We start from the raw sequence: 22430 nt of genomic DNA on the forward strand, positions 1-22430 counted from the left end.
AGCCCAGCGCGGGCGAAACGTTCCCTAAACAAGGGAATGAAAAACATTTCAGGTCGCGCGTCTTCTCACCAGCCCAGCGCGGGCGAAACGTTCCCATCGTGGTTTGATGCGATGTGTCCATGATGCGTTGATGCCTAGTCGGAAAGCGTAGTCGATGGGCCACCGGACCCCTTCTTTCCTGAAGATAGCAGCTGCGCAAAAACTGCACCTTTAGCGAGCCCTTATCTATGCGCGCCTGGGTTGCCAACCCAGTCTTCCCCGTTGAGTATGTCACCATGTTTCGACCGTGATTTTGTTTCATGTGTCCATGATGGCTTGTTTCCATGTTAACATGGAAACAAGGAGACAACGCCGGAAGGAGGCCCCCATGATCATCTCCGCTGCCATCCCAAAGGGCGGCACTGGCAAATCGACGATGCTGCGTGCCCTCGCATCCGTCGCACTGCATCGGGGTTATTCGGTCACTCTCATCGATGGCGACCGGCGGCAGAACATGAACCGCTGGTTCCAGATGCTCGGCGAAGCTGGCAATCGTCCTGACAAACTTACGATGGTGAGCGCGATGACGCCGCAGGAGATCCTTCGCGCGGCAACCACTCACAACGGAGAACGCTCGGTCGTCTTGATCGATACGGAAGGCACCACAAATGGCAACCTCATGGCCGGGCTCTTCGCGGCCGACATTGTCGTCGTGCCGGTCTATTTTGCCCTCGACGATGTGACCGCCGCCATCCAGATCACCGACCACTACATCCCGCTGGCGGTCGAGAGCCGGGGTAGACCGCTGCCTGCGATATTCGTGCTGACCAAGCAGACCATCATCGATGGCAGGGCGCGAGCCCTGACAGAACTGCGCGCCATCATCCAGGCCAACGGGACACCGATTGCGGAACACGTCCTGCACAATCGCGTTGCCTACCGCGACCTTCAGACCGGGCAGACCCTTTACAGCCCCGAGGTGCCTGACGCGAAGGCGATTGCCGAGAGCGAAGGGGTTTTCGACGACCTTCTGCAAACCTTCATCGAAGCCACAAGGAACGCGGCATGAGTGAAGAGACCGCACCGAAACCCGGTGACGACAAGAAAGCCCGCATGATGAAGGCGATCTCCACGCAGCCGCCGGCGCTGCCCAGTATGTTCATCCCGCCGAAGGCCGAGATGTCTGGGGCCAAGGAGCAAGCTGCGCCCCAGACGCAGCAACCGACAAAGCCGTCCCCGGCAGTTGGGCCCGATTTCCGCAAGCTGATGCGGCAGGGTCAGAAAAAGGACCCCATCGCCGGAAAGAAGATTCGCGAGGAAGAGATGATCCGCTGCGGGTACTATTTGACGGCCGTGGAGCAGCGGCAGTTCAAGTTGCTGGCGATCAGCAACGGGCACAGCATGACCGAACTGCTGCGAAAGGCTGTCCAGGATTATATCCGCATACATAACCACAAACTGCCGAAGGAATAATCGGCGGTTTTGGAGTCGCTCTCGCATGCCATGGCGGTTGATGTTTGTGACTCTTTTGCAACGTGCAAAAAAAGGGCCCGCGACGGAACACTCCGTCGCGGGCCCTGAGACGTGTTGCCTACTTGGGTTGGTTGAGGTGTCTCAGCACCTCGCCGAGGATTGCGTCTCGCACCGGACGCCCGCTGGCTGCCGCTTTATCGTCGACCAGCTTTGCGGCCAGTTTGGGCGACAGCGGCATGAAGTCGTAGCCGTGTGAGATGGCTGCGCGGCGAAGATCCTCAAGCGTTTTGAACGCCCGATCGCGGGTGCCGAGCCAAAGACCGGGCTCGTCGGTTTCTTCGTGCGGGAACGCTTGCAGGAAGTAGGTCCGAAGTGGTGGATCGTAGCCGATGACAGCGTCTGGATCCGAGCGGCCCTGTCCGGTGACGGTGCCAGTGACAGTGATGGTGTAGCGGCTCATTGCAACCTCCTTTTGCCGGTGGGGAGCCGGCCCCGGAAGGGGCCGGCCGCCGATGCCTCACTGGGGGTTGTTCCAGAGGATGACCTTCTTGTTTTCCTCGCCACCCGGGGCGGGAGCGAGATTGCCGAAGATGACGCCGATCTCGGGGGCTTCCAGCTTGACCGAGAGGTACTCCTCGCCCGAACGCTGGGAGATGCGGTGCCAGCCGGCTCCGATCTCGAAGCCCGTGCGCTTGTTGACGATCCGGTAGTCGGGGGCGTCCTCGCGCGACTTGTTGGTGTTCGGGATGAGCGTGATCGGGGCGTTGACCCGGAGCGTGGCAAAGACGCCTTCCATCGAACCGTCGGCCTTGGTGGTGAGGTTTGCGATCGTGGTGGCCATGGTAGTTCTCCTTCGGTTGCATCGGGACCATTCCCGATGGCGCCAAAGGAGAGGGCCGTCCTGCTGCGGTCATCTCGGCGAAAATTCTGGAAAATTCTATTTGCCGAAAAATTGCGGGCAGGCCCTTCGCCTGCCCGCAGACAAGAAACAGAAATCGAATTTTCCTGAATATTCGCCGAGTGTACCCCCAACGGGGGTTGACCGCACAAAGCAGGCGGTCGTCTACAAAGGCGACATGAAACGGGAATGGCCCCGGATGCGACCGAAGGAAAAGAACTCAGGCCGCCATCGCTAGACCGCCGACGCAACGCTGCCGGATCGCAGGAACATGCTGCAGCCTCTCGGGTCATGTCGTCGGCATCGCCAACACATCGAACAGCAGCCCGGCGCGTGGCCGCCTTGCATGTTCGGTCTCGCGGCAGAGTGGTTTCGAGATCGGAGCCGGCTGGCAGCGGCCTTCACGCCCCTCGGGGACGATACCGCGCAGTCAGGTTGGATGACCCGGCAAGCCAGGATGTTGTTCGGCACGCTTGCACCCGCTTCAGAGGCGAGAAGCGTCAAGATGATCATCCGCACAACGCCCCGCGGCTCTGCGCGTGGACCGGTTTCGAAAGGGGCCGGCTCCGTCCGCACATACAGTGGATTAGGCGGCGCGGAGCCGGATCAACATATCGGATTGAACCCGCCGGGCTGTCGGCAGCCATCATCCTGGCAACGTTAGACGCTCCTCCGGCATCATGCGGGCTTCGGCTTGGCGGCGAATGTCCGAACCGGCATGGCGGAGCATGGCGCACCAGTCCTCCACATTGTACGTCGTTGCCATCCGGCCCCTGGCCAGATCGTAAATGACGCACGGCTTGTTTGCGATGGCGAGCCGAAGCACGTTGACGGCCGTACCGGGTGATGCGCCGTCCCAGACCATCATGCCAAAGTCGGCGCGCCGCGCCATCTCCCGGTCCTTGGCGGCGTCGTACCAAGATCCATGAGTGCCTCCAGGTGACGGGACATGGTAGGCGGCCCAGTCGCCCAGATTGTTGCGGGGTTCCTTGCCGGCATGGAAGACCCCGACATGCTCGTACTTGTAGCCCGCGAGCAGGCCCTGCGCCTCGGCATCCGCTCCCGACGCGTCGCCAACCAGCACGCCGTGCTCGGCAGCAACGATTGCGCCGATGCGAGCGATGGCAGGTTCCGGCAGCTCGAATATCTCGCGTGATCCACCTATGAATATCATCGACATGGTGACTTTCCCTTCTCTCCCGCGTCCCCCGCCCCGCGCCGGCCGCCCTCTCCCCTGGCCCTGCGCGAGGGATCGTCACCCGAAGGCCGAGACGGCAAAGCCGGCTCGGGAAGCGGCGGGACGCCGCGACGAGAGCCCGGCCGGCCGCAGGCCGGCGCGCCCGGATCCTGCAGCTGCCGGAGGCGCTACGCGCATCTGGCTAGTGGCGCTTCGCGCTGGAGCTAGTGGTCTTGTCGGCCAGCCAGAGGCTCCCGTCCTGGATCGAGCGCATGGCCGCGAAAAGAGAACGTCAATCCAGACGGCTGACGCGGCGGCCCTCGCTGCGCGCTTCGATAAAGGCGCCTGCGATCTTCATCATGAATGCCTTGCTGAAACGACCGAGGGGCTTACCGTCGGCTTCGATGTACCAGGAGCGTTCGGCAATATCGTAGTTGTATTCGTCAACCACTATCCAGCAGCGTTTGAGATCGGTCAGACCGGCGCGGCGGCACTCGATAGCGGAGACTTCCAAACCGACCCGATCGCTGGTCGGTGGCTGGGTGGTTATAGCCAGGAGCGCGAGATGGGTCAGGCCATCTCTTGCGCCGCGGACAGCGATGACCACGCAGGTCGGCCGGCTCTTGCGGCCTTCCGTTTCGCCGCGCTCGTATTGCCATGCCCAAAGATAAGGATAGGAGATCACCTGACCGGGCAGAAATCTACCGCTCATCATCGTATCCTTCCCCGCGCGCCAATCGGTCGATCTCGGCGGCGAAGAGTTCCGTGTGTTCCTCCGGCATCTCGGCGACATGGTATGCGCGGCGGGGATCGCCGCCGATGCGCATCCGTTCGTAGTGCTCGTAACTCATCAGCACGAACCGGGGTTTCCGGTGCTTGGTAAGAATAACGGGTTCGCGGCTGGCAACGTCGGTGACGTCGCCAACCTGCTTGTTGAGATCCCCCGTCGTGAACTGGCGCATGGCTAGACTCCTTGATCGATCTCCATATTATCTGGATTCGCCAGATTTGCAAGAAAACGGCGCTCACGCGCCGCCCTCCGCGAACCGCCCGACGGGGATGCCGAGCCGACGGGCCTTGTCGGCAAGGTTGTCGGTAATGCCGGAGCCGGGAAAGACGATCAGGCCGTAGGGCACCACGGAGAGAAGCTGGTCGTTGCGGCGGAACGGGGCTGCCTTGGCGTGCCGGGTCCAGTCCGGCTTGAAGGCGATCTGGGTGACCTTGCGGTTCTCGGCCCAGCAGGCGGCGATGCGTTCGGCGCCGCGCGGGCTGCCTCCGTGCAGGAGCACCATGTCGGGATGCTTCTCGCGAGCCTTGTCGAGCGCATCCCAGATCCGGTCGTGATCGTTGCAGTCGAGGCCACCGGCGAAGGCAATCTTGGTGCCGGCTGGAACGAGCACCTCGGTTTCGGCGTGTCGGCGGGCGGCGAGAAAGTCGCGGCTGTCGATCACCGACGCGGTCATCGCATGGTGGCTGACCTTGGAGCCGGTGCGCGGTCGCCATGCCGATCCGGTTTGTGCCTCGTAGAGGTCGGCGGCCTCGTCGCGCATGATTTCGAGCACGTTGCGTCGCTCGATATAGCTGATGCCCTCGGCGGTCAGCCGCTCCAGCTCGACCGACTTCACCTCCGAGCCGTCCTGCTCCTGCTGACTCGAGCGCTGCGCCTCCTCGTTGCGGTCGAGACTGCGGGCGACACGCTCGGCGGCACGGTGGAAGACGTTTGCGAACGACCAGAGTAGGTCGTCGAGATCGGGTTCGAGCCTGGTGTCCCCGAGCATGCCGGCGAAGGTTTCTACGATCCCGGCGAGGCCGGCCCGGATCACCTCGTCGTCGGGAAGCGGCCGAGGATCCGGTTCGTCCTGATGCGGGCGATGGCCGTACATCTGCAGTTCGAGGATGACGCGGTCGGTCGGCGAGGAGGCGTGGGAGGGCTCGTAGGCGTCGTCGAGAGGAAGGTCGTAGGTCATGGCGGTGTCTCCGTCGGTTGTGGCCGCGCCTATCGCGGCCTGACAGCGCATCCCGGCCGCGCGCCGTGCGCGGCCGCACCGAAGGCCGGAGCGCGAGCGCAGGACGGCGAAGCCGTTGCGGCCGTGACCGGGGCGTGGCAGGGGTCGCCTCTGAGGCAGGCCGCGGGCGCGGCCTCTCCGGCGGACCGTCGCCATGCCCGCAAGGCTTCCGGTGACGCCGACCCTGCCCGCCTGCCGGCCCCGCCCGATCATTCGGGCGGCAGGAAGAGACGGGCATCCTCCGGGACGAGCTGATCGCTGAGCCATACCGCGAGATGGGCCGGGCCGAGATGGCGCAGATCGTCATTGAAATCGCCGAGCTGCGGCCGCAGCACCAGGGCGAGAATCCCTGCCTCGCCGGCGCGCTGGCTGAGACGCTCTATGCCGTGCCGGCCGGCGGCGTCGGCATCGGCTGCGATGTAGAGGCGACGGCAGCCAGGCGGGAAGATCAGGCCGGCGAGGTGATTGGCTGAGGTGGCGGCAGCCAACGGCAGCGCCGGCATCACCGTCCGGAGCGACGCCATCGTCTCGAAGCCCTCGCCGGCGGCCATTACGGGCGCACCGGACTGTTGGCCTAGCCAGATGCGGTTGCCCAGCAGGTGACCAAGCGAGCGGCGTGGATCGGCGACCGGCGCCTTGCCGACCTTGCCACTCGGGTCCAGCCCAGAGGACAGGTAAGTGCGCTGCAGGCCGGTGATACGCCCGTCGAGGCTGGTGACAGCGGCGATCAGCGCAGGCAGGGTCCGCGTCTCGCCCGTGACGAGATCCCTGTAGTAGCAGCCAGGATGGAAGCGCAGCGCGCGCTCATGCGTCGAAAGCAAAATGCCGCGACCGGCAAGGTAGCGTTCGGCCAACGTGCCGGCGATCGGATGGGACATGGCGAACAGGCGACGCGCGGCGTCGGGAGAGCCGCGTGCCGCAGCAGGTTGGCGCTGCGCGCCAGGGGGCTGGGGCAGTGGCAGCGGCATGGAGAGGAAGCGACGTGCTTCATCCGCGACTTCGCGGAAGTCGACGAGGCCGCAGCTTTCGCGGATGACATCGAGCAGATCGCCAAATTCGGAGGTCGCCTCATCGACCCACTTACCCGCAGGGCCCTTAGTGCTGGTCTTGAGGCGAACATGCATGGAGCGGCCGCGCGTGTTGCGGACATCACCCACCATCCAGTAGTTGCCGGAGCGATGGCCATTTGGGAGATATTCGCGGCACACCGCCTCGGCATGATCGCCAAGGCGGCGTGCCAGCTCGGAGGCCGAGCCGGTCATGATCGCCTCCCCTCAAGCCGCCTCGGTACGGTCGGTGACGCCAACCAGCGTATGGCGGTCGAGGAGCGCGGCGAGAATGGCGGAGCCTTCGTCGCTTGTCGGGATGAACAGCCGGAGCTTCCAGGAGATGATCTCGGAGATCAGCCCCAGCGCCTTCAGCCGGGGAACAAAAGCGTCTGTGAAGCCGATCAATTCGACACGATAGTCGTTCATGACGCGACTGCGGCGCAGGATCAGGCCATCGGCGAGTTGCAGTCCGATCCGTCCGTCGACAAGCCCGGTCCAGGCATCTTCCGGCGCGAGCTTGGGTACAACGCCGAGCCCCAGATTGCGGAACATGGTCGCGACAAGCGTCGGCGCGATGTGACGGCCGATGATGCGTTCGCCGGCATCGGTCTGGATCCGGTAGACCTGACAATCATGGTCTGGCAGCCGACGCCAGATCGGCAATAGCAAACCCGTCACGATGTGAAAGGTGCTGGTGGTGAACTCCGGGACGGCAGCGACTTCTGCCTGCCACAGATCGCAGAACAGGTTTCGGTCGGTCGGCTGCCAGTGGGTTTCGGCAAGGGCGTCGAGGCCGAAGCGCAGCTCGTCCGTCGGCCGCAGCAGGCGCACGCGATGCTCTATCGCGCCATCGTCGAGCATCAGGCTCGCCGTCGGAAGCTGTATGGCTGTACGGCTGGAGCGCGAGTTGACGAGCAGAACCGATTGGGGCTCCGCTCGTACGATGGCCAGTGCGTCGACCAGGCCGAGCGGCAGAATCCGGTCCTTGCGCGCGACGGTCAGCACATGCGACTGCGCACCCGAGACCGGGTGCGCGTAGACGGTGCGGCGATCGGTGACGACGATGCTCTCCGCCGTGATCGTCTCCAGCCCCCTGTCGTAGTTGCCGGCGGCGATGGCGCCTTCGATCTTAGCCGCCATCAGCTGCTCGAACACCTCGAACAGCAGATTCTGGGTTTCGATGCGCAGCGCCAGCAGGCGATTGAGCCAGGTCGTGATCGGCGGCAGTTCGTCGCGCAGCCCGCCCTCGTCGGTCGTCAGCGACAGCCCGGTGACGGTCTCGAAGGTCGTGAGCGAACAACCTTCGATCCTGCCCTGATGCAGCAGCATGTAGAATTGGCGAAGTGCGGCCCGTGCATAGGGGCTTTCGAGATTGTCCTCGGCACGGAATAGCCCTGCCCCGCCGGTCTGGCGCTGGCCGCGCGTGATCGCACCCAGTGTGTCGAGCCGCCTGGCGATCGTCGACAGGAAGCGTTTGCCGGCCTTCACATTGGCGGCCATGGGCCGGAACAGCGGCGGTTGCTTCTGATTTGTGCGGTGGGTCCGTCCGAGACCCTGGATGGCGTTGTCGGCGCGCCAGCCGGCCTCGAGCAGATAGTGCTTGCGCAGCCTCTGGTTTCTGACCCCGAGATCGGCGTGGTAGGAGCGGCCTGTGCCGCCGGCGTCGGAGAAGATCAGAACGCGCTTGTCGTCATCCATGAAACTCTGGGTCTCGGCGAGATTGGCCGAGCCAGGGCGGTTTTCGACGGCCAGCCGGTCGATGCCGTCGCGGCCTGTCTTCTTGACGATACGCCGGGTGCGGCCGGTCACCTCGGCGACGGTGTCGGTGCCGAAATGGTGGATGATCTGGTCAAGGGCACTTCCGACCGGCGGCAACGACGCAAGCCGCTCGACCATCTCGTCGCGCCGCCGAACCGCCTCGCGGCACTGGACCGGGTTGCCATCTTCGTCGTGAACGGGCCGCGAATAGAGGTTCCCTTCGGCGTCCGAGTATTCCTCGAACAGTTGGGTGGGGAAGGCATGCATCAGGTACCCGCCGACGTACTCGCGCGGCGTGACGTCGACATGCAGGTCCGACCATTCCTCGGTCGGGATCTCGGCAAGGCGCCGTTCCATCAGCGCCTCGCCGGTCGAGACGATCTGCACGACCGCCGAATGACCCTCCACCCGGTCCCGCTCGATCGCGCCGATCAACGTCGGTGTCATCATCGAGGTGATGAGATGGCTGAAGAAGCGTTGCTTGGTGCTCTCGAAGGCTGAGCGCGCCGCCGACTTGGCGTTGCGGTTCAGCGTTCCGACGTCGCTGGTGATATTGGTCGCCTCGAGTGCGGCGGTCAGGTTGTTGTGGATGACCTGGAACGCGTCGGCATAGGCGTTGTAGATGCGGATTTGTTCGTCGCTTAGCTCATGCTCGAGGAGGTCGTATTCGACCCCGTCATAGGAAAGCGAACGCGCCGTATAGAGGCCGAGCGATTTGAGATCGCGGGCGAGCACTTCCATCGCCGCGACACCGCCGTCCTCGATGGCCGCGACGAACTCGGCACGGTTGGCGAATGGAAAATCTTCGCTGCCCCAGATGCCGAGACGCTGCGCATAGGCCAGGTTCTCGACGGCGGTCGCACCCGTCGCGGAAACGTAGACGATCCGGGCGTCAGGCAGTGCATGCTGGAGCCGTAGGCCCGCCTTGCCTTGTTGCGAGGGCGCGACGTCGCCTCGCTCGCTTTTGCAGCCAGCGGCGTTGGCCATGGCGTGGGCCTCGTCGAAGACGATCACGCCATCGAAAGATTTTTTGGCCCCCGACAGGTTTTCTCCGGCCCCCGTCTGGCTTTCTTTAATCCCCGTCGGGCTTTCGGCCCTTCCCGTGTCTTGTCCGATCCAATCGAGGATCTGGGCGATCCGGGATTTCTTGCCCTCCCGTTCCTGCGAGCGGAGCGTCGCGTAGGTCGTGAACAGGATGCCCTCGGCAAGGCGGATCGGTGTGCCCTGCCGATAACGTGAGAGCGGCTGGACAAGAAGTTTTTCCTGGCCAAGTGCTGCCCAATCGCGCTGGGCGTCTTCCAGCAATTTGTCGGACTTGGAAATCCAGATCGCACGGCGGCGGCCCCGCAGCCAGTTGTCAAGGATGATGCCGGCGACTTGCCGTCCCTTGCCGCAGCCGGTCCCGTCGCCCAAAAACCAGCCACGGCGGAAGCGGACAGCGTTCGCAGCGCCTTCTGGCGCGGCCGAGACGACATCGCAGGTCTCGTCAACCGTCCAGGCGCCGGTGAGATGGCCGCAATGGGCTTCACCCGCATAGACGACGCTTTCTAGCTGGGCGTCCGACAGCAGGCCCTCGTCGATGATCGCATCAGGAAGAAGCGGTCGATAGGAAGGTTTTGGCGGCGCGACGGCGGCCATTGCGGCCGACTGCACGAGCGGTGTCGGATGCGGTTTGGCGCGGGGAATGTCGATCGACTGGAGCGCGTACGGTTCGTAGATCGTGTCGGTGAGCCGGCCGCTCTGCTGCGGCATCCAGTCGCGCAGCTCATAGGCGAGCGGGACGGCAGGCGCGCTGCTTGCCATGACCCGGCGAGCGGGCTTCGCCCGCGCAGTCGGACGGACCGATCGTATGGTCTTCGGAGCAGCAGTTGAGACACCGAGGGGTGCGACTCTCGCTCCCGGTCTGGCACCCATGTGCATGGCGGCATTGCGCACGATGCCGTTGGACAACGCACCGATCGAGTTCGGAAAGCCGTCCGGTGTCCGGGGCGGCAGATCCGTGATCCAGGCGAGCAGCGTTTCGACATCCGTGGCCTTGCCGGGCGACCGGACGAAGCCGGTCGGGTCGGCGGCCGGTACCTTGTCGATAATTGTCAGGCGGGTCTCAGTGGTAGTGCCATGGCGGGCGTAGACACGGCCGTCGATCGCCGCGGTGAAGGTGACGGTGCCCTGCTGCTGCAACCGTTCGAAGGCGAGCCGCCATTTGGGATTTTCCGGAGACAGCCCGGTGCCCGTGATGGCGACCAGGCGTCCACCCGGACGCAGGCGTGCGAATGCGGAGGAGAGATGCCGCCATGCCGCGTCAGTGACGTGGCCATCGACATAGGCGCCGACGCTGAAGGGCGGATTCATCAAGACGACGGACGGCTTGATCGCAGCATCGAGATGATCGTCGATATGGGCGGCGTCGTGCCGCGAGACGGGGACCCTTGGAAACAGCAGGCCGAGCAGATCGGCCCGCGTGGCGGCAAGCTCGTTGAGGGCGATCGATGCGCGCGCCATCTCCGCATGGACGGCCAGCAGGCCCGTGCCGGCCGAGGGTTCGAGAACGAGGTCGCAAGTTGCGATCGCCGCGGCGTGCGCCGTGACGAAGGCCAGCGGCAAGGGCGTGGAGAGCTGCTGCATGGCCTGGCTCTCGTCGGACCGTCGCGTATGGGTGGGAAGAAGGTCAGCGATGCGCTTCATCATCGCCAGTGTTGCCTGCGGCGTGGTCGACCGGGACAGGATCGCCGGGCCGAACCGGCGCAGAAACAGCACCTGGGCGACTTCGAGCGCCTCATAGGCGTCCTTCCAGACCCAGAACCCTTGCGCATCGCTGCCGCCGAAGCTGTCGGTCATGGCAACGCGCAGTGCGGCGGTGGTGACAGGCTCGCCCTGTTCGAGGAAAGGCAGAAGCCGCATTCCCGCCTGATAGATCTGTGCCGGCGCGGCGAGGGGAGCGGCCGTCCGGGCAACGGTCGAGGTGGTCGAAACGATGTTCATGGAGATGTCCTTCGCGAGAGGGGGAGTGGCGCCCGCGCCGGCACTCTCTCCGCGCCAGCCGGGCCGCACTCCTCCCGGCTCCCCTCTGCCTCTGGCGCCGATGCACCAAAGGGGTTGCACTCAGCGCAAACCCATGGCTTGAATGCGCGGACAGGGATGCGGCGGCGACCTGGAGCTGCGGAGGTGATGCGACGATTCAGAATTGGCGGTGAGGTCTACGAGGAGGGAGCGCCTGACCTGCAGGCTGCGCTGGCGAGCGCCTATGCCCGCACCGAGCGTCCGCTATGCCTGTGCCGCGAGCCGGGCTGCCCGATGTACATCGCTCGCATCGGCGACCTTCATCTGATCAAGCGCATGCCGCTGAGCGGCGGCGGGCATGATCCGTCCTGCGATTCACATGAATCGCCTTACGAACTGTCCGGCCTGGGCGCCTTGATGGGCAGCGCAATACAGCTCGATCCGCAAAGCGGCATGGCGGCCCTCAAATTGGACTTCAGCCTGTCGAAGACAGGGAGCCGGGCAGCGTCCGTGCCTGCGGGGCAAAGTTCCGCCAGCGTAACCGCCGATCCCAGGAGGATGTCGCTGCGTGGCCTCCTTCATTATCTCTGGCACGAGGCCGAATTGACGGTCTGGACATCCCGATGGGCCGGCAAGCGACATTGGTGGAATGTCCGCTGGCATCTGCTCGAGGCTGCCGGGCAAATGACGGTGAGGGGCGGATTGCTCGCGGATCTCCTATTCGTACCCGAGCCGTTTCGCGCCGAGAACAGGCAAGCGATCGAACATCGTCGTAACGCTGCCCTTGCTGCCGCTCTACCGCCGAAATCCGGCCCACGAAAGCTACTGGTTCTGGTCGGCGAGGTGAAAGAGATTGTTCCTGCCCGCTCCGGCCAAAAACTTGTCATCAGACATTTGCCCGGCTTTCCCTTCATCATCGACCATGCATTGCACCGCCGCTTGCAGGCACGGTTCGAGAAAGAATTGTCGCTGTGGGGATCAGATTCCAGCTCACATCTGATAGCGATCGCGACCTTCGGACTGAACCCGGCCGGCCTCGCCATTGTCGAGGAGGTCGCGTTGATGGTGGTATCAGAGAACTGGATTCCTTACGAGACGGTGCCGGAAAAGCGGCTCGTCGATGCGCTTGCGCGCCTTCACGAGAAGAGCGTGAAGGGATTGCGCTACGACCTGCAAACCGACCAGCCGATCGCCAACGCTTTGCTCCAGAACAGGGATGAGCCGATCGCGCTCTTTGTCGTCCCCGCCGGTTCGGACGAAACATACGAGGCTTCGTTGCAGGACATGATCGCGAACCGACCGGAGATGGGTGCGTGGACCTGGCGGGTCGGTGACGGGGAGATGCCGGCCCTTCCATAGGCTGGGACGACATCTAGGTTTCCATCAATGTGGTGAATCGATCGGCGGCCATCGATTCAGACAATGCGTTGGACAAGGATCCCCGCTGTCTTGGACCATGACGGTATGGTGAGGGGTGACCAGCGATCGTCTTTTTCGGTGAGCATGCTGCGGGTTTGCGAAGGTCCGCGGCGTAAGCACAGTGGGCGCCTGGTCGTTCTCAGCGTTGAACTCGGCATGCCATTCGACCTGTCCGAACCCCGCGTTGCATCGGCGAGCGAAACCCTGGAGAGTTGGCTTTCGCATCGGCGTCCGTCCGGGGCGGCACTGCGGTCGATGGCTCCGGTGGGTAGCAGTGCGCCGGTATCGGCAACGATCTGGGACGCCCAAGCCGGCGGTATAGGCCGAATACGCTTCATCGCTGGGCTTGTCCGCCCGTGTCGGCTGCTTACGAAGGGTCCTCATCGTTGTCCCCTCCCCTCCTGGCGCGGCGTGCGCGAATTGCCGGCATGCGGCTGTCGATCTCGTCGTCCGACAGCTCTTCGAGCAGTTTCAGGATCGTGCCGTGGCCACCGTTGTTGACGAGAACGACGCGTTTGCCACGATGCCCCGCGGGCCAGGCGTGGGGATTGATCTCGCCGGCGATCCCCTTGAAGTCGGGATGCGTCGCGTTCCAGATCGCCTCGAGCTTTTCCTCGCGGGTCATGCTGTCGCTCGCGCCGGTCTCGTGGGCGATGATGGCGGCGCGCATCTTGTCCGGGGACTGTCGATCCGTGAGGTCGCAAAAGCCATGAAACCAGCGTTCGCGGCCCCGGATCCGGATCGCGAAGAATACGCTGGTCACGTTGCCGGCCTTGAACTCCGACATGCCGAACATGCCGGTGCGCATGAAGAGCGGCGGCAGCAAATCAAGCATGAAGTGATATTCTGACGCGTTGATCTCGAACCACTCGGCTGAATAGGGAGTGCCGGAAAGCGGATCGATGCCGGGAGCGTCTTTGTGACGGCTGAACAGTTGGAACATCTGCTCGCGGGTGGCGACGCCGTCGAGCACCTTCCTGAAGGGTGGATGTGCGGTCATGGGGTTCTCCTGAACGCAGGTCGGCCACGCGCAGCATGAATCGCGTCGTCGCAACTGCTTGTGGTGTTGTCGCTGTCGACCGGCCGCGGCCGGCGTGCACCGGCGATGATGGGGGTTGCTAGGGTTCAGGCGGCGCGTCGTTCGGAGGAACGCGAAGCGTCTCGACCAAGCCCAGTGATGGCACGGACGGCGGCGGCGAGCGCCGGGATGTCGTCGAGCATGCCGAGCGCAACGAAGTGGTTGGCCCCGCCGATGTAGTCTTTACGGCCCTTGCAGGTGCGGATCAGGATGCCGTGACCTGAGGACAAACCGAACTGGCCGAGCTGGATGTAGGCGTCGTCGTGGTGCAGGGTAATTTCACCGCAAACGGCTATGCCCGCCTTGTTTGAGCGCAGGTCATAGCTGCCCGATGGCAGGTTTAATTCAGCGGCAAGTTTCTTCAGGCGTGAACGGGCCGTGGTGTGGAAACGTCTCTTCTGCTGCTCGTCGTAGAAGCAGCTTCTGTTCCAGTCGAACATGTCGATCTCCATAAAACGCAAGCGCCCGGGTCGCGATGGTGATCCTGGGCTCGAGAGTGAATTGGAACTGGATTGGGCCCGGCGGGAGTGCCGGGCCCGGTGCGAGCGTGAGGCCGGTTATTCGGCGGCCTGGAGGTGGTCGGGCTCGTCGCCGTCGGTGGTCACCGGCTCATCGGAGGACGGATCCGTATCGTCGGCGAGGAAGGCCGGCAGCTCAGCGGCATCGCCGTCGAGAGCCGCTTCCTCCGCCATGTCGCCGGCGGCCGCGTCGCCAGCATCGGCAGACCCTTCATCGACCTCGACGCGCAGCGGCTCTGGCAGCCAGTTCGATCCTTCGAGAAGACGGGCGGCTTCACGGGCCATGATGTCCTTCTTCATGTGGTCGATCAGCTGCGCGGAGTCTGCGCCACGCGCTTCACGGACAGCCTGTAGAATCCGCGCCTTGGTGAGCCTCCCGAGGAACTCGACCGTGGGCGTCCAGCCCGCGTCGACCATGTCGAACTGGAGCGAGCGGCCAAGCACGTCTGCATGCTCGAGCGCCTTCGCTCGCCTGTTCCAGGGTTCGACCACCGCATTGAGGGTCAGCGAGATGCAGTGCGCGAACAGCGCCTTGCGGCTTGCTTCATCGAGGCCGAGAAGGAAGTCCCACAGGCCTTCCGCCTCATCGGGCAAATCGCGGTCCCAGGCTTCGTGGCGCTCGGCGATCTCCTTGGCCCACGATGTCTCGGCAAGACCGTCGACCTGGCTGAAGCTGCCGCTCTTCATGCTGATCTCCAGGCACGTGTTCGGCGCGAAGCGATAGAAGACCTGCAGGGCGAAGGCATGGAGTGCGGCGATGATGGCGATGTCGACGTCACCGGCGAGCGCGTTGCGCAGTGCCAGCGTCCGCTGCGCGGTCAGGTCGAAGACGAGCCGATCAGGGAGGGGCTTGATGCCATCGTCCTCGCCGTCGTCGCCCGAGGCGTCGTGCACCGGTTTGCCGTTGACGACAACACCATCGCCATCATCGTCGCCATTGGATCGGGTTTCGCCGTCGGCGCCCCCTTCCTCGCCCTCATCGACATCGCCGGTTTCGGTCCGCGGCTCGTCCTCGGACCGCACGAAGCCGGCGTCGACCTGGAGCTTGCCGTTCGCGGCAAGCGTAACGAACACACCGGCAATGGCCTTCTGGTCGGGATCGTAGCTTTGAGGACGATCATCGATCGCATCGAGCTCGGCACCTAGCTGGTCGAGCTTCGCCTCGATTGCTTCGTCGGCATCCTCGGCCTTGGCGTAGTCCGCATCCAGCTTGTCGTATTCGGCCTTCAGCGCGTCGTAGCGTTCGATCTCCTCGGCGCTGAGCTCCTGCGCCTCGGCGTAGATGCGCCGCATGCCGGAGGTGTGGCCATAGGGAAAGCTGATCGCCGCCTCGACCCACTTCCAGCCTTCGGCGCGGATTGCCTCGGCATCCACCTTCAGCCTGTCGAAGACAAGCTGCTCGAGGAGCGCGGCATCCTGGAACCAGCCGCCGGAATCCTGCTCGAACAGGTCGCGAAGGATGATACCGCCAGCCGCTTCATAAGCTTCGGCGCTGGCATACACGGCCCGACGATCATCGGCCCGCACCGCCGTCTCGGTCAGCAGGCGCCTGATGTAGTAGGGTTCCTGCGTGTGCGAGCTGGCAATCCGCTCCCAGACCTGTTCCTGGCGCGCGTGATCGTCGGAGATCGAAAACGCCATGATCTGCTCAAGACGGATTTCGTCGTTCTCGTAGAACTCGAGAAGCTTTGGCGATACCGATGCCAACCGTAGACGCTGTCTCACCGTCGCAGGCGATACGAAGAAGCGGGCGCCGATCTCGTCGGGATCGAGGCCCTGATCGCTAAGCGTCTTGAAGGCCCGAAACTGGTCGAGCGGGTGCAGGTCGGCGCGCCGCAGGTTTTCAGCAAGCGAGTCCTCCTCGGCCGAGGTCTCCTGCCCGCGGTTGACGATGCAGGGGATTGGCTCGTTCTTGGCCAGGCGCTTCTGCTTGATGAGAATGCCGAGCGCGAGATAACGCCGGCCGCCGGCGGGCACCTCGAACGTGCCGGTCTCCTCGCCCTCGCCGTCAAGCACGGGACGGACGTTCAGGCTCTGGATCAGCTTTCGCCGTCCGATGTCTTCGGCCAACTGCTCGATCGATACCCCGTCCTTGATGCGCCGGACATTCTTCTGCGACAGCATCAGCTTGTCATAGGGAATATTCTCTGCGGCGTTCATCGCAATCTTCTGAATGGCGTTCTTTGCCATGGTCAGGTTCTCCATGACGGGCGGCCCGGGGCCTCTCCCCGAACCTCCAAGCCCGTCAGAACCCTCCCCTCCCCCCTCTGCCTCCAGGCCACGCCGACCCGGCCCCGGCTCGCGGATCTCGACCCGACCGAGCCGCCCGAGGGGCCTCCTGCTTGCGTAACCGGGTTCTCCCACGAAAAGAGCGCCGTCCTCTTGGCTCGCGGAGGACCGCGCTGGAATTGATAGAGACGGCCCGGAGGCGAGGCCGGCGACGGAATTGTTCGTTGTCGGCCTCCTCAGGATCAGGCGGCGAAGTCGAGAAGCTTCTTGGCTTTGCCCTCCATGTCCAGGCGGACATCCTGATGCGGCTTGTCGCGCGCGACCCGCGTGATGCCCTGCACGAAATCAAAAATCGATTCCGGTGGTCTGCCTTCCTCCATGAGAACAGTATCGATGATCTTCGTGGTCTCGGACTTGGAGAAGCCGCGCTTGCGCAGAAAACCCTGGCGATCTTCGTCGTCTCTGGCAACGATCCGTTGCCGCGCCGTCTTGATGCCGTTGACGAACGGCATGGGCGAGGAATCGGCAAACTGGATCAGCGCCGGCTCGGCTTCCAGCGCGAAACGGGAGGCCGCGTATTTTGAGTGGCGGATGGTGATTTCCTCGAAATCTTCCACGCCCCACAGATTTCGATTCTGACACACTGCGCGCAAATAGAAGCTGGCCATCCCGAGGGTGCGGGCGCCGACTTCGGAATTCCAGCAGTAGAAGCCGCGAAAATAGAGATCCGGTTCCCCATTTGGCAGCCGCCCGGCCTCGATCGGGTTCAGATCGTCGACGAGGAACACAAAGACATCGCGATCTGACGCGTAGAGCGTCGTGGTGTCGCGGGAGATGTCGACGTGCGGATTGTAGATACCTGTCGACCAGTCGAGCACGCCGGGCACTTTCCAACGCGTGTCCCCGGTGCCGTTGCCAGCGATCCTCTGCACGGCGTCGATCAATTCTGAGTCAAATATTCTGCCGTAGTCCGGACCGGTTACCGCTCGCAGCTCGAGGCGTCCGTTCTCGATTTCCAGCGTCTTAACCTGTTCGGCGCGGTGGTTGAGGAGACCGTGCTGAAGGTTGATCGCCGCGAGCGGAGCTGGAACCTGACGAAGATAGGTGGCCGGCGCGCCTACCAGGCTGGCGAGTTGGCCAAAACTCCAATGCGTGGGGGCAACTGGGGCAGGCGCATCGGGCAGCATTAGCCTCAGGCGCTCCGGATCGTCGCGGCTGGCCTCGACGCGGATCCGCTCACTTTCGACGATGCGGGTCTTGCTGCGCACCGACCGGCTCTTCACCGAATTCTGAAGGTCGGTGAGCGACAGGTATCGCTCGTCCGCCGGCCGGTTGAACCATTCTGACGACACGCGGCCAATACGCTGGCCGCGGCTGGGGTCGACCTTGTAACCGGCACGCTCGTTGCGCTTGGGCGCAAGAATTTCCATCTGGGTCATGGGTGTTGCTCCTTGGCGGGCGCCGGGAGACTCTCTCCCGGACCTTTACCCGCCACCGCAACCCGCCCGCCCCCTTCCTCTCCGGCACCGACGCGCCACTATCAGCGACGCCATTGCGGCAGCGGCCGCGTCACGGCTGGCACCCAGGAAGGAAGGCTCGGCCTTCAGGAAAGCTCGCGCCTGGACCAAGCGCCGCTCACCTTCCGGCCGCGACAGAATTCTGCGGTGCTTTCTTGCGCAACAAGACCAGAACCCCATACGAATTCAGATAGCGGCCTGCTGAAATTGGACAGGCAACTTGTCTTGAGATTGGGCAACCGTCAGTTCTGTTCTGGCCCTAGCCACAAATGTATAAATTGACCCCACGTCATGATACGCGAAGACCGTGTCACGGTCGGAATTGAGAGTGTAATTGCATGTCGAGCAGGTTCGTCCGGCCCGTGGTGGTGCAAGTTGGCCGGCATGACCGTGAGCGCATCATATTCGATGTGAACGATGCAGCCACGATCCTGCTGCGGAGTTTCCCTCACCAGACGAACAAGCGAAAACTGGCTATGGATGCATGTCTTCAGGTTCTGCGTGGTGAAGCACAGCCGCCGGTAGCTAGACGGGCCTTCGTTGTAGCGGCCTTAGAAGCGAAAATCCTACGCAGCGACTGAGGTCCAAATTGATGGGCTTCCAAAGTGACTGGGGGAAGCTGAGCTTCACGCCCGTCGCAGCGATGACCGGGATGTGTGCAGCCGAAGCAGAACATCAAGCCCTGCCGTCGTGGAAACAACCCGACGTTCATCCGCCTGACTCGACAACGGTCAGGAAGACGGCAATATTTACCTCGATCGGAGATGGCATATGCGAAATTTGCCGAGCGACATCGATGCTGACGTTGTGATCGAAGTCAGTCGGCTTCTCGATGACGCCGAGGATCTCTCGCCTTTGCCGGTGCATGAACTGGTCAAACGAATCCGTACGACACTGCAGACCCGCCTTTCCGATCGAGCAATCGAGGAACTGGTCGTCGAGATGGCGTCGAAACGTGGTTTGCCTATGGTCTTCGACAAGCCTGCAGCATAGTCAATTCTTCCACATCAGTTTGAAATGTCGGCGACAGCCGGCAGCGAATTGCCATTGCCCTTCGAATGACCGGCAAGAATGGCAGGTCGAGAAAACGGCCATAGATCAGTTTTTCGCCTGCCGGGCTGGCGACGTTAAACCGTCGGCTCGACAGCTCTCATCATGGTTCTCATTTCACCCGGTGAAGTGGCAACGCGATACTGCACAATTCTGGCAGCGAGATCGCCCAAGCGGCGCCGGGCGTCGTCGCCTCAGTTTTCCCGTTTCTCGCGCGCAAGAAAAAGGCCGGACCAATGGTCCGGCCAGGGATGAAGGTTAAAACCTCCAGAGGGGAACGCGCCGGACGAATGGGAGGAAACATCCGACGCACCGCGCATGTAGGTCAGCAAAGGTGACACTTCAACGACATGCCGGTAGGCCACCAGACTTGATCATCTTGGTGCACTGAAGCTTGCGTGCCTGATGCGCTTGCCGAAATCACATGGCTGGTTCAGCCAGCCTTGCTCAGGTTGCCGGCCGACGATTTGCCGGTCCGCCGGTCCTGTTCTATCTCATAGTTGACCTTCTGGCCGTCAACGAGCGTCGATAGGCCAGCGCGCTCGACAGCAGAAATATGGACAAAAACGTCCTGTCCACCACTGTCAGGCTGAATGAAGCCAAAGCCCTTGGTCGCGTTGAACCACTTTACCGTTCCAGTCGCCATATAGGTGTTTCCTTGCCGCAGGTGTCTACATGTCCGTTTGGCTGGCCGCACCGGCCGCTGCCATCAGATAGGATGCAGCAAATGGCGGTAATGGCAAGCCTTTGCCCTGTCTTAAGCATTGGCGCCAAGCGGCGGTCCGCTGAATGCCGACGCCGCATCGGTAATTGACCAAGCAACACCAAGTCGCTGTTCTCACCGCTAAAGCAGCACATTCACGCCACGCCAACCCCAGCGGCCGGCCCCTGCTGCCACAGCGTGTGCAGACCTACCGAAACTCCCTCAATCAAGTCAGGGCCCGGGCGCGGATCAACGCGACGCGATGGAAAATATCATGCTGGCGTAGAGGAAGACGTCATGTGACTGGATAGCGACATAGCCCACGCCGATCTGCGAGCCGATCAGCGCGACGCGGTTGAGGAACCTGCCAGCTGTGGCGCGCTGATCAGCATAGCCAATGCGGGAGGGCGCCGGCGACGAATGCCGCAAGCTCAACCACGCCCCGAGACACGATTGTTTCCGGCGTAGGTCGAATGGCTGTTTGGCTTTGTGGGAGCATCTAAATTCGCTGACGCGAGAACTGAGACCGAGCTCTACGCCCAACCTACGTGATCCGATTTTGCGAGCTTTACAAACAGGTCAAACCAAAACCGATGCTCGGGTCCGCCTCGATCGCCAAACGTCTCGAACGCACAGTACGCGACCGACGTCGTCGGGTCTTTGCCGTATTTGTCGATCGCAGCGTCAATCGCCTCGTCCTCGGCTAAGAACTCCCATCCTGGAACTACGCTATCGTAAGTTCTCACGTTGGCCTCCTCAACCCGCCTAGGAAAGACTAATACTTGGGCGGCCCTGCGTCACCCCTGCATTTCGAGAAATCACATTAATCGTAATTGAGATCCGACCAGTTCAGCGCAGTACTATACACCGCAAGCCGCACCACTGCTTAGGCGGGACCGCCTCGAAACCAAATTTGTGCTGTGGCACTCGGCGGTCTGGCGTGGATATTGTTTACGATTATCCCTTCCTCATCGAGGTGGAGAGCAGCGGCAGCCTTTATGAGGACCGGGCCTGCTCCCACCGGGGCTTTATTGCTTTCACCGACAACCGCCACTATGAAGCAACACTTCGCCGACTGTCTTCAAGCCGCCCCGGAGAGTTTTCATGACAGAAGAAGCCGACAACAACACCGACGTCCTCATCGAACTCACCGCCGATGTCATCTCAGCCTATGTCTCCAACAATCCGGTCCCGGTTGGAGAGCTCCCTGCCCTGATCGGCCAAGTGCATGCAGCACTGAAAGGCACGGTCGGCAACGTTTCCGCAGAAATGCCGGAAGCGCTAAAGCCGGCGGTACCGATCAGGAAGTCGGTAACACCGGACTACATCATCTCCCTTGAGGACGGGAAGAAATTCAAGTCGCTGAAGCGCCATCTGTCGACCCACCACGGGCTGACGCCAGATGAATATCGCGCCAAATGGGGTCTGCCGGCTGATTATCCCATGGTCGCGCCGAATTACGCCGCCGCGCGCTCGGCATTAGCCAAGACAATGGGGCTCGGCCGCAAACCGAAAGAGCCGGAGCCGGCAGCACCGACGAAGCGGACCCGCAAGAAGGTCGTAGCTTGATTTCGGCAACGAGCTTCGTTTCTAAACCGCTGCAGCCATCGGCTTAATTTGCGGGGAACATAAAAAGGCGGGGCCATCCCGCCTTCCCTTTTCCAAAAAATGATTTTGTGGCTGGTATCCGCGGGCCCGGTGCCTCTTCGCCGCCGCGCCATCTGGTTAGAACGTTTTCGATACTCGATGAATTTGACGAGTTGGACGCCAAGCACACTTGCAGTCGAATATCATCTTTCCGCCGCTTTGGCCCGCAAGGTAGGAACGGTGCTCAGTTAGAAACGGGTGAAGTGACCTGAGTTCCGAAGCTTGGCTAGCAGGATGATGGCCGCTCCGCAGTGGTCACCCTTCGCTTGTTCACTCAGCGGAGACGCATACCAGGCAGCCAATTCTGCCACCAAAACGGCGGTGTCCCCGTTTACCGATGCGCATCTAAGTTGTCCGTTCTTCGCCAGCACGATTATTGCTGTGCCGGTGATGCCATACCCAATCGCGGCCATACGCTGAACGCAGCTGTCGCCGTCGACACGAACATCGAAAAGAACTGATCCTGCGGTTTTGTCCGCAGCGTCAGCCACACGATCACAGAATGGCCGATGCAGGCCTTCGATGTTGCCGAGTGACTGCTCAAACAACGCCAGTTCAACATGCTCCGCCACCATGGCCGCGAAAATGCGCGCCGGCTGGCACAATCGGCAATAGGCCAGGTCTGACTATCCACACACCAACCGCCCCCATCGTTCCACGTTGCCATTTATGCGACTTTCGAAGCACATATCATGAACATGGGATGACGGGGTATTGGGTTCAAATTCGCCGCCGGGGGTGAGCTTCGCGCCTAATGTCGGTCATAGAGTTCAGTTTTGCGGTTACCTGAAAGCCGACATTTCGACGACAGCACATCCCGAAGATTGTCAGTTGTGTAGATCGCTAGCTTGACCGCTGTCATCCGCATTGGCAAACAAGCGTCATCAACAGTGCTGTGTTTGTGCAGTCCCGGCTCTCAATCGATGTCA

At 62.6% G+C, this 22430-nt stretch carries 23 protein-coding genes; 7 read left to right on the top strand and 16 right to left on the bottom strand.

Annotated elements, in window-relative coordinates; translation table 11 throughout:
- Positions 1 to 367: 367 nt before the first annotated feature.
- Together NKI38_RS27985 and NKI38_RS27990 are read left to right on the top strand one after the other, a co-directional pair.
- Positions 368 to 1048, top strand: coding sequence for a nucleotide-binding protein (locus NKI38_RS27985; protein WP_352663404.1), 681 nt, complete (start codon positions 368 to 370; stop codon positions 1046 to 1048).
- Positions 1045 to 1452, top strand: coding sequence for a hypothetical protein (locus tag NKI38_RS27990; RefSeq protein WP_352663406.1), 408 nt, complete (start codon positions 1045 to 1047; stop codon positions 1450 to 1452). Before NKI38_RS27985 ends, NKI38_RS27990 begins: the two co-directional genes overlap by 4 nt.
- Positions 1453 to 1570: 118 nt before the next feature.
- Here the strand turns inward: NKI38_RS27990 and NKI38_RS27995 are convergent, their stop codons facing one another.
- The 8 genes from NKI38_RS27995 to NKI38_RS28030 all read right to left on the bottom strand — a co-directional run bounded on the left by NKI38_RS27995 (position 1571) and on the right by NKI38_RS28030 (position 11322).
- Entirely contained in the window at positions 1571 to 1912 is a 342-nt protein-coding gene (locus tag NKI38_RS27995; protein WP_352663408.1) for a hypothetical protein, read from the bottom strand.
- A gap of 57 nt (positions 1913 to 1969) precedes the next feature.
- Positions 1970 to 2293, bottom strand: coding sequence for a DUF736 domain-containing protein (locus NKI38_RS28000; protein WP_006205585.1), 324 nt, complete (start codon positions 2291 to 2293; stop codon positions 1970 to 1972).
- Between the two features lie 703 nt (positions 2294 to 2996).
- A complete protein-coding gene (locus tag NKI38_RS28005) occupies positions 2997 to 3530 on the bottom strand; it encodes a hypothetical protein (protein ID WP_352442678.1) in 534 nt (177 codons plus the stop codon).
- A gap of 289 nt (positions 3531 to 3819) precedes the next feature.
- Positions 3820 to 4239, bottom strand: a complete 420-nt coding sequence (locus tag NKI38_RS28010) for a hypothetical protein (RefSeq protein WP_352442715.1) — start codon at positions 4237 to 4239, stop codon at positions 3820 to 3822.
- The gene (locus NKI38_RS28015; protein WP_352443212.1) at positions 4229 to 4489 is read right to left on the bottom strand and encodes a type II toxin-antitoxin system prevent-host-death family antitoxin; all 261 of its coding nucleotides are present in this window, start codon (positions 4487 to 4489) and stop codon (positions 4229 to 4231) included. Before NKI38_RS28015 ends, NKI38_RS28010 begins: the two co-directional genes overlap by 11 nt.
- Before the next feature lie 63 nt (positions 4490 to 4552).
- Complete coding sequence (locus NKI38_RS28020; RefSeq protein WP_352663410.1) at positions 4553 to 5494, bottom strand: DUF2493 domain-containing protein; 942 nt, start codon at positions 5492 to 5494, stop codon at positions 4553 to 4555.
- A gap of 248 nt (positions 5495 to 5742) precedes the next feature.
- On the bottom strand, positions 5743 to 6795 hold the full coding sequence (locus NKI38_RS28025; protein WP_352663412.1) for a DUF7146 domain-containing protein: 1053 nt from the start codon (positions 6793 to 6795) through the stop codon (positions 5743 to 5745).
- 12 nt (positions 6796 to 6807) lie between these two features.
- Complete coding sequence (locus NKI38_RS28030; RefSeq protein ID WP_352663414.1) at positions 6808 to 11322, bottom strand: strawberry notch-like NTP hydrolase domain-containing protein; 4515 nt, start codon at positions 11320 to 11322, stop codon at positions 6808 to 6810.
- A gap of 186 nt (positions 11323 to 11508) precedes the next feature.
- Here NKI38_RS28030 and NKI38_RS28035 point away from each other — a divergent pair, with 186 nt between their 5' ends.
- Positions 11509 to 12699 carry a DUF1173 domain-containing protein gene (locus NKI38_RS28035; RefSeq protein WP_352663416.1) on the top strand — a complete coding sequence of 397 codons (1191 nt, stop codon included), beginning with the start codon at positions 11509 to 11511 and terminating at the stop codon, positions 12697 to 12699.
- Positions 12700 to 13126: 427 nt separating this feature from the next.
- Here the strand turns inward: NKI38_RS28035 and NKI38_RS28040 are convergent, their stop codons facing one another.
- From NKI38_RS28040 to NKI38_RS28055, 4 genes are all read right to left on the bottom strand, one after another.
- Complete coding sequence (locus NKI38_RS28040) at positions 13127 to 13759, bottom strand: DUF1419 domain-containing protein (RefSeq protein WP_352663447.1); 633 nt, start codon at positions 13757 to 13759, stop codon at positions 13127 to 13129.
- Between the two features lie 125 nt (positions 13760 to 13884).
- Positions 13885 to 14277, bottom strand: coding sequence for a hypothetical protein (locus NKI38_RS28045; protein WP_352663418.1), 393 nt, complete (start codon positions 14275 to 14277; stop codon positions 13885 to 13887).
- Between the two features lie 117 nt (positions 14278 to 14394).
- A complete protein-coding gene (locus NKI38_RS28050; protein ID WP_352663420.1) occupies positions 14395 to 16545 on the bottom strand; it encodes a ParB/RepB/Spo0J family partition protein in 2151 nt (716 codons plus the stop codon).
- Between the two features lie 281 nt (positions 16546 to 16826).
- Positions 16827 to 18023 (bottom strand): DUF932 domain-containing protein, encoded by a 1197-nt coding sequence (locus NKI38_RS28055; protein ID WP_352663422.1) that lies wholly within the window; start codon positions 18021 to 18023, stop codon positions 16827 to 16829.
- 416 nt (positions 18024 to 18439) lie between these two features.
- On the opposite strand from NKI38_RS28055, the gene NKI38_RS28060 reads away from it, so the two are divergent.
- Both NKI38_RS28060 and NKI38_RS28065 read left to right on the top strand, forming a co-directional pair.
- Entirely contained in the window at positions 18440 to 18682 is a 243-nt protein-coding gene (locus NKI38_RS28060; RefSeq protein ID WP_111543962.1) for a DUF982 domain-containing protein, read from the top strand.
- Positions 18683 to 18872: 190 nt separating this feature from the next.
- Positions 18873 to 19094, top strand: a complete 222-nt coding sequence (locus NKI38_RS28065) for a hypothetical protein (protein ID WP_352663424.1) — start codon at positions 18873 to 18875, stop codon at positions 19092 to 19094.
- A gap of 490 nt (positions 19095 to 19584) precedes the next feature.
- Here the strand turns inward: NKI38_RS28065 and NKI38_RS28070 are convergent, their stop codons facing one another.
- The 3 genes from NKI38_RS28070 to NKI38_RS33580 all read right to left on the bottom strand — a co-directional run bounded on the left by NKI38_RS28070 (position 19585) and on the right by NKI38_RS33580 (position 20600).
- A complete protein-coding gene (locus NKI38_RS28070; protein WP_127298034.1) occupies positions 19585 to 19797 on the bottom strand; it encodes a cold-shock protein in 213 nt (70 codons plus the stop codon).
- A gap of 306 nt (positions 19798 to 20103) precedes the next feature.
- Positions 20104 to 20289, bottom strand: coding sequence for a hypothetical protein (locus NKI38_RS28075; RefSeq protein WP_352663426.1), 186 nt, complete (start codon positions 20287 to 20289; stop codon positions 20104 to 20106).
- 98 nt (positions 20290 to 20387) lie between these two features.
- On the bottom strand, positions 20388 to 20600 hold the full coding sequence (locus NKI38_RS33580; RefSeq protein WP_502899400.1) for a Y4oE-related protein: 213 nt from the start codon (positions 20598 to 20600) through the stop codon (positions 20388 to 20390).
- Between the two features lie 194 nt (positions 20601 to 20794).
- On the opposite strand from NKI38_RS33580, the gene NKI38_RS28080 reads away from it, so the two are divergent.
- Together NKI38_RS28080 and NKI38_RS28085 are read left to right on the top strand one after the other, a co-directional pair.
- A complete protein-coding gene (locus tag NKI38_RS28080; RefSeq protein ID WP_352663428.1) occupies positions 20795 to 20962 on the top strand; it encodes a hypothetical protein in 168 nt (55 codons plus the stop codon).
- Positions 20959 to 21423, top strand: a complete 465-nt coding sequence (locus NKI38_RS28085; protein WP_352663430.1) for a Ros/MucR family transcriptional regulator — start codon at positions 20959 to 20961, stop codon at positions 21421 to 21423. The genes NKI38_RS28080 and NKI38_RS28085 overlap by 4 nt, the downstream gene beginning before the upstream one ends.
- 266 nt (positions 21424 to 21689) lie before the next feature.
- On the opposite strand, the gene NKI38_RS28090 is transcribed toward NKI38_RS28085, so the two are convergent.
- Positions 21690 to 22076: a hypothetical protein gene (locus NKI38_RS28090; RefSeq protein ID WP_502899401.1), complete on the bottom strand. Its 387-nt coding sequence runs from the start codon at positions 22074 to 22076 to the stop codon at positions 21690 to 21692.
- Positions 22077 to 22430: the final 354 nt, after the last annotated feature.

This window comes from Mesorhizobium sp. M0621 (genome assembly GCF_040320745.1).
GTDB lineage: Bacteria > Pseudomonadota > Alphaproteobacteria > Rhizobiales > Rhizobiaceae > Mesorhizobium.

What these genes read in the sequence shown, in the direction of transcription:
- NKI38_RS27985 (WP_352663404.1), top strand. Translation starts at nt 368, where the DNA reads ATGATCATCTCCGCTGCCATCCCAAAGGGCGGCACTGGCAAATCGACG.
- NKI38_RS27990 (WP_352663406.1), top strand. Translation starts at nt 1,045, where the DNA reads ATGAGTGAAGAGACCGCACCGAAACCCGGTGACGACAAGAAAGCCCGC.
- NKI38_RS27995 (WP_352663408.1), bottom strand. Translation starts at nt 1,912, where the DNA reads ATGAGCCGCTACACCATCACTGTCACTGGCACCGTCACCGGACAGGGC.
- NKI38_RS28000 (WP_006205585.1), bottom strand. Translation starts at nt 2,293, where the DNA reads ATGGCCACCACGATCGCAAACCTCACCACCAAGGCCGACGGTTCGATG.
- NKI38_RS28005 (WP_352442678.1), bottom strand. Translation starts at nt 3,530, where the DNA reads ATGTCGATGATATTCATAGGTGGATCACGCGAGATATTCGAGCTGCCG.
- NKI38_RS28010 (WP_352442715.1), bottom strand. Translation starts at nt 4,239, where the DNA reads ATGAGCGGTAGATTTCTGCCCGGTCAGGTGATCTCCTATCCTTATCTT.
- NKI38_RS28015 (WP_352443212.1), bottom strand. Translation starts at nt 4,489, where the DNA reads ATGCGCCAGTTCACGACGGGGGATCTCAACAAGCAGGTTGGCGACGTC.
- NKI38_RS28020 (WP_352663410.1), bottom strand. Translation starts at nt 5,494, where the DNA reads ATGACCTACGACCTTCCTCTCGACGACGCCTACGAGCCCTCCCACGCC.
- NKI38_RS28025 (WP_352663412.1), bottom strand. Translation starts at nt 6,795, where the DNA reads ATGACCGGCTCGGCCTCCGAGCTGGCACGCCGCCTTGGCGATCATGCC.
- NKI38_RS28030 (WP_352663414.1), bottom strand. Translation starts at nt 11,322, where the DNA reads ATGAACATCGTTTCGACCACCTCGACCGTTGCCCGGACGGCCGCTCCC.
- NKI38_RS28035 (WP_352663416.1), top strand. Translation starts at nt 11,509, where the DNA reads ATGCGACGATTCAGAATTGGCGGTGAGGTCTACGAGGAGGGAGCGCCT.
- NKI38_RS28040 (WP_352663447.1), bottom strand. Translation starts at nt 13,759, where the DNA reads ATGACCGCACATCCACCCTTCAGGAAGGTGCTCGACGGCGTCGCCACC.
- NKI38_RS28045 (WP_352663418.1), bottom strand. Translation starts at nt 14,277, where the DNA reads ATGTTCGACTGGAACAGAAGCTGCTTCTACGACGAGCAGCAGAAGAGA.
- NKI38_RS28050 (WP_352663420.1), bottom strand. Translation starts at nt 16,545, where the DNA reads ATGGCAAAGAACGCCATTCAGAAGATTGCGATGAACGCCGCAGAGAAT.
- NKI38_RS28055 (WP_352663422.1), bottom strand. Translation starts at nt 18,023, where the DNA reads ATGACCCAGATGGAAATTCTTGCGCCCAAGCGCAACGAGCGTGCCGGT.
- NKI38_RS28060 (WP_111543962.1), top strand. Translation starts at nt 18,440, where the DNA reads ATGTCGAGCAGGTTCGTCCGGCCCGTGGTGGTGCAAGTTGGCCGGCAT.
- NKI38_RS28065 (WP_352663424.1), top strand. Translation starts at nt 18,873, where the DNA reads ATGCGAAATTTGCCGAGCGACATCGATGCTGACGTTGTGATCGAAGTC.
- NKI38_RS28070 (WP_127298034.1), bottom strand. Translation starts at nt 19,797, where the DNA reads ATGGCGACTGGAACGGTAAAGTGGTTCAACGCGACCAAGGGCTTTGGC.
- NKI38_RS28085 (WP_352663430.1), top strand. Translation starts at nt 20,959, where the DNA reads ATGACAGAAGAAGCCGACAACAACACCGACGTCCTCATCGAACTCACC.
- NKI38_RS28090 (WP_502899401.1), bottom strand. Translation starts at nt 22,076, where the DNA reads ATGGTGGCGGAGCATGTTGAACTGGCGTTGTTTGAGCAGTCACTCGGC.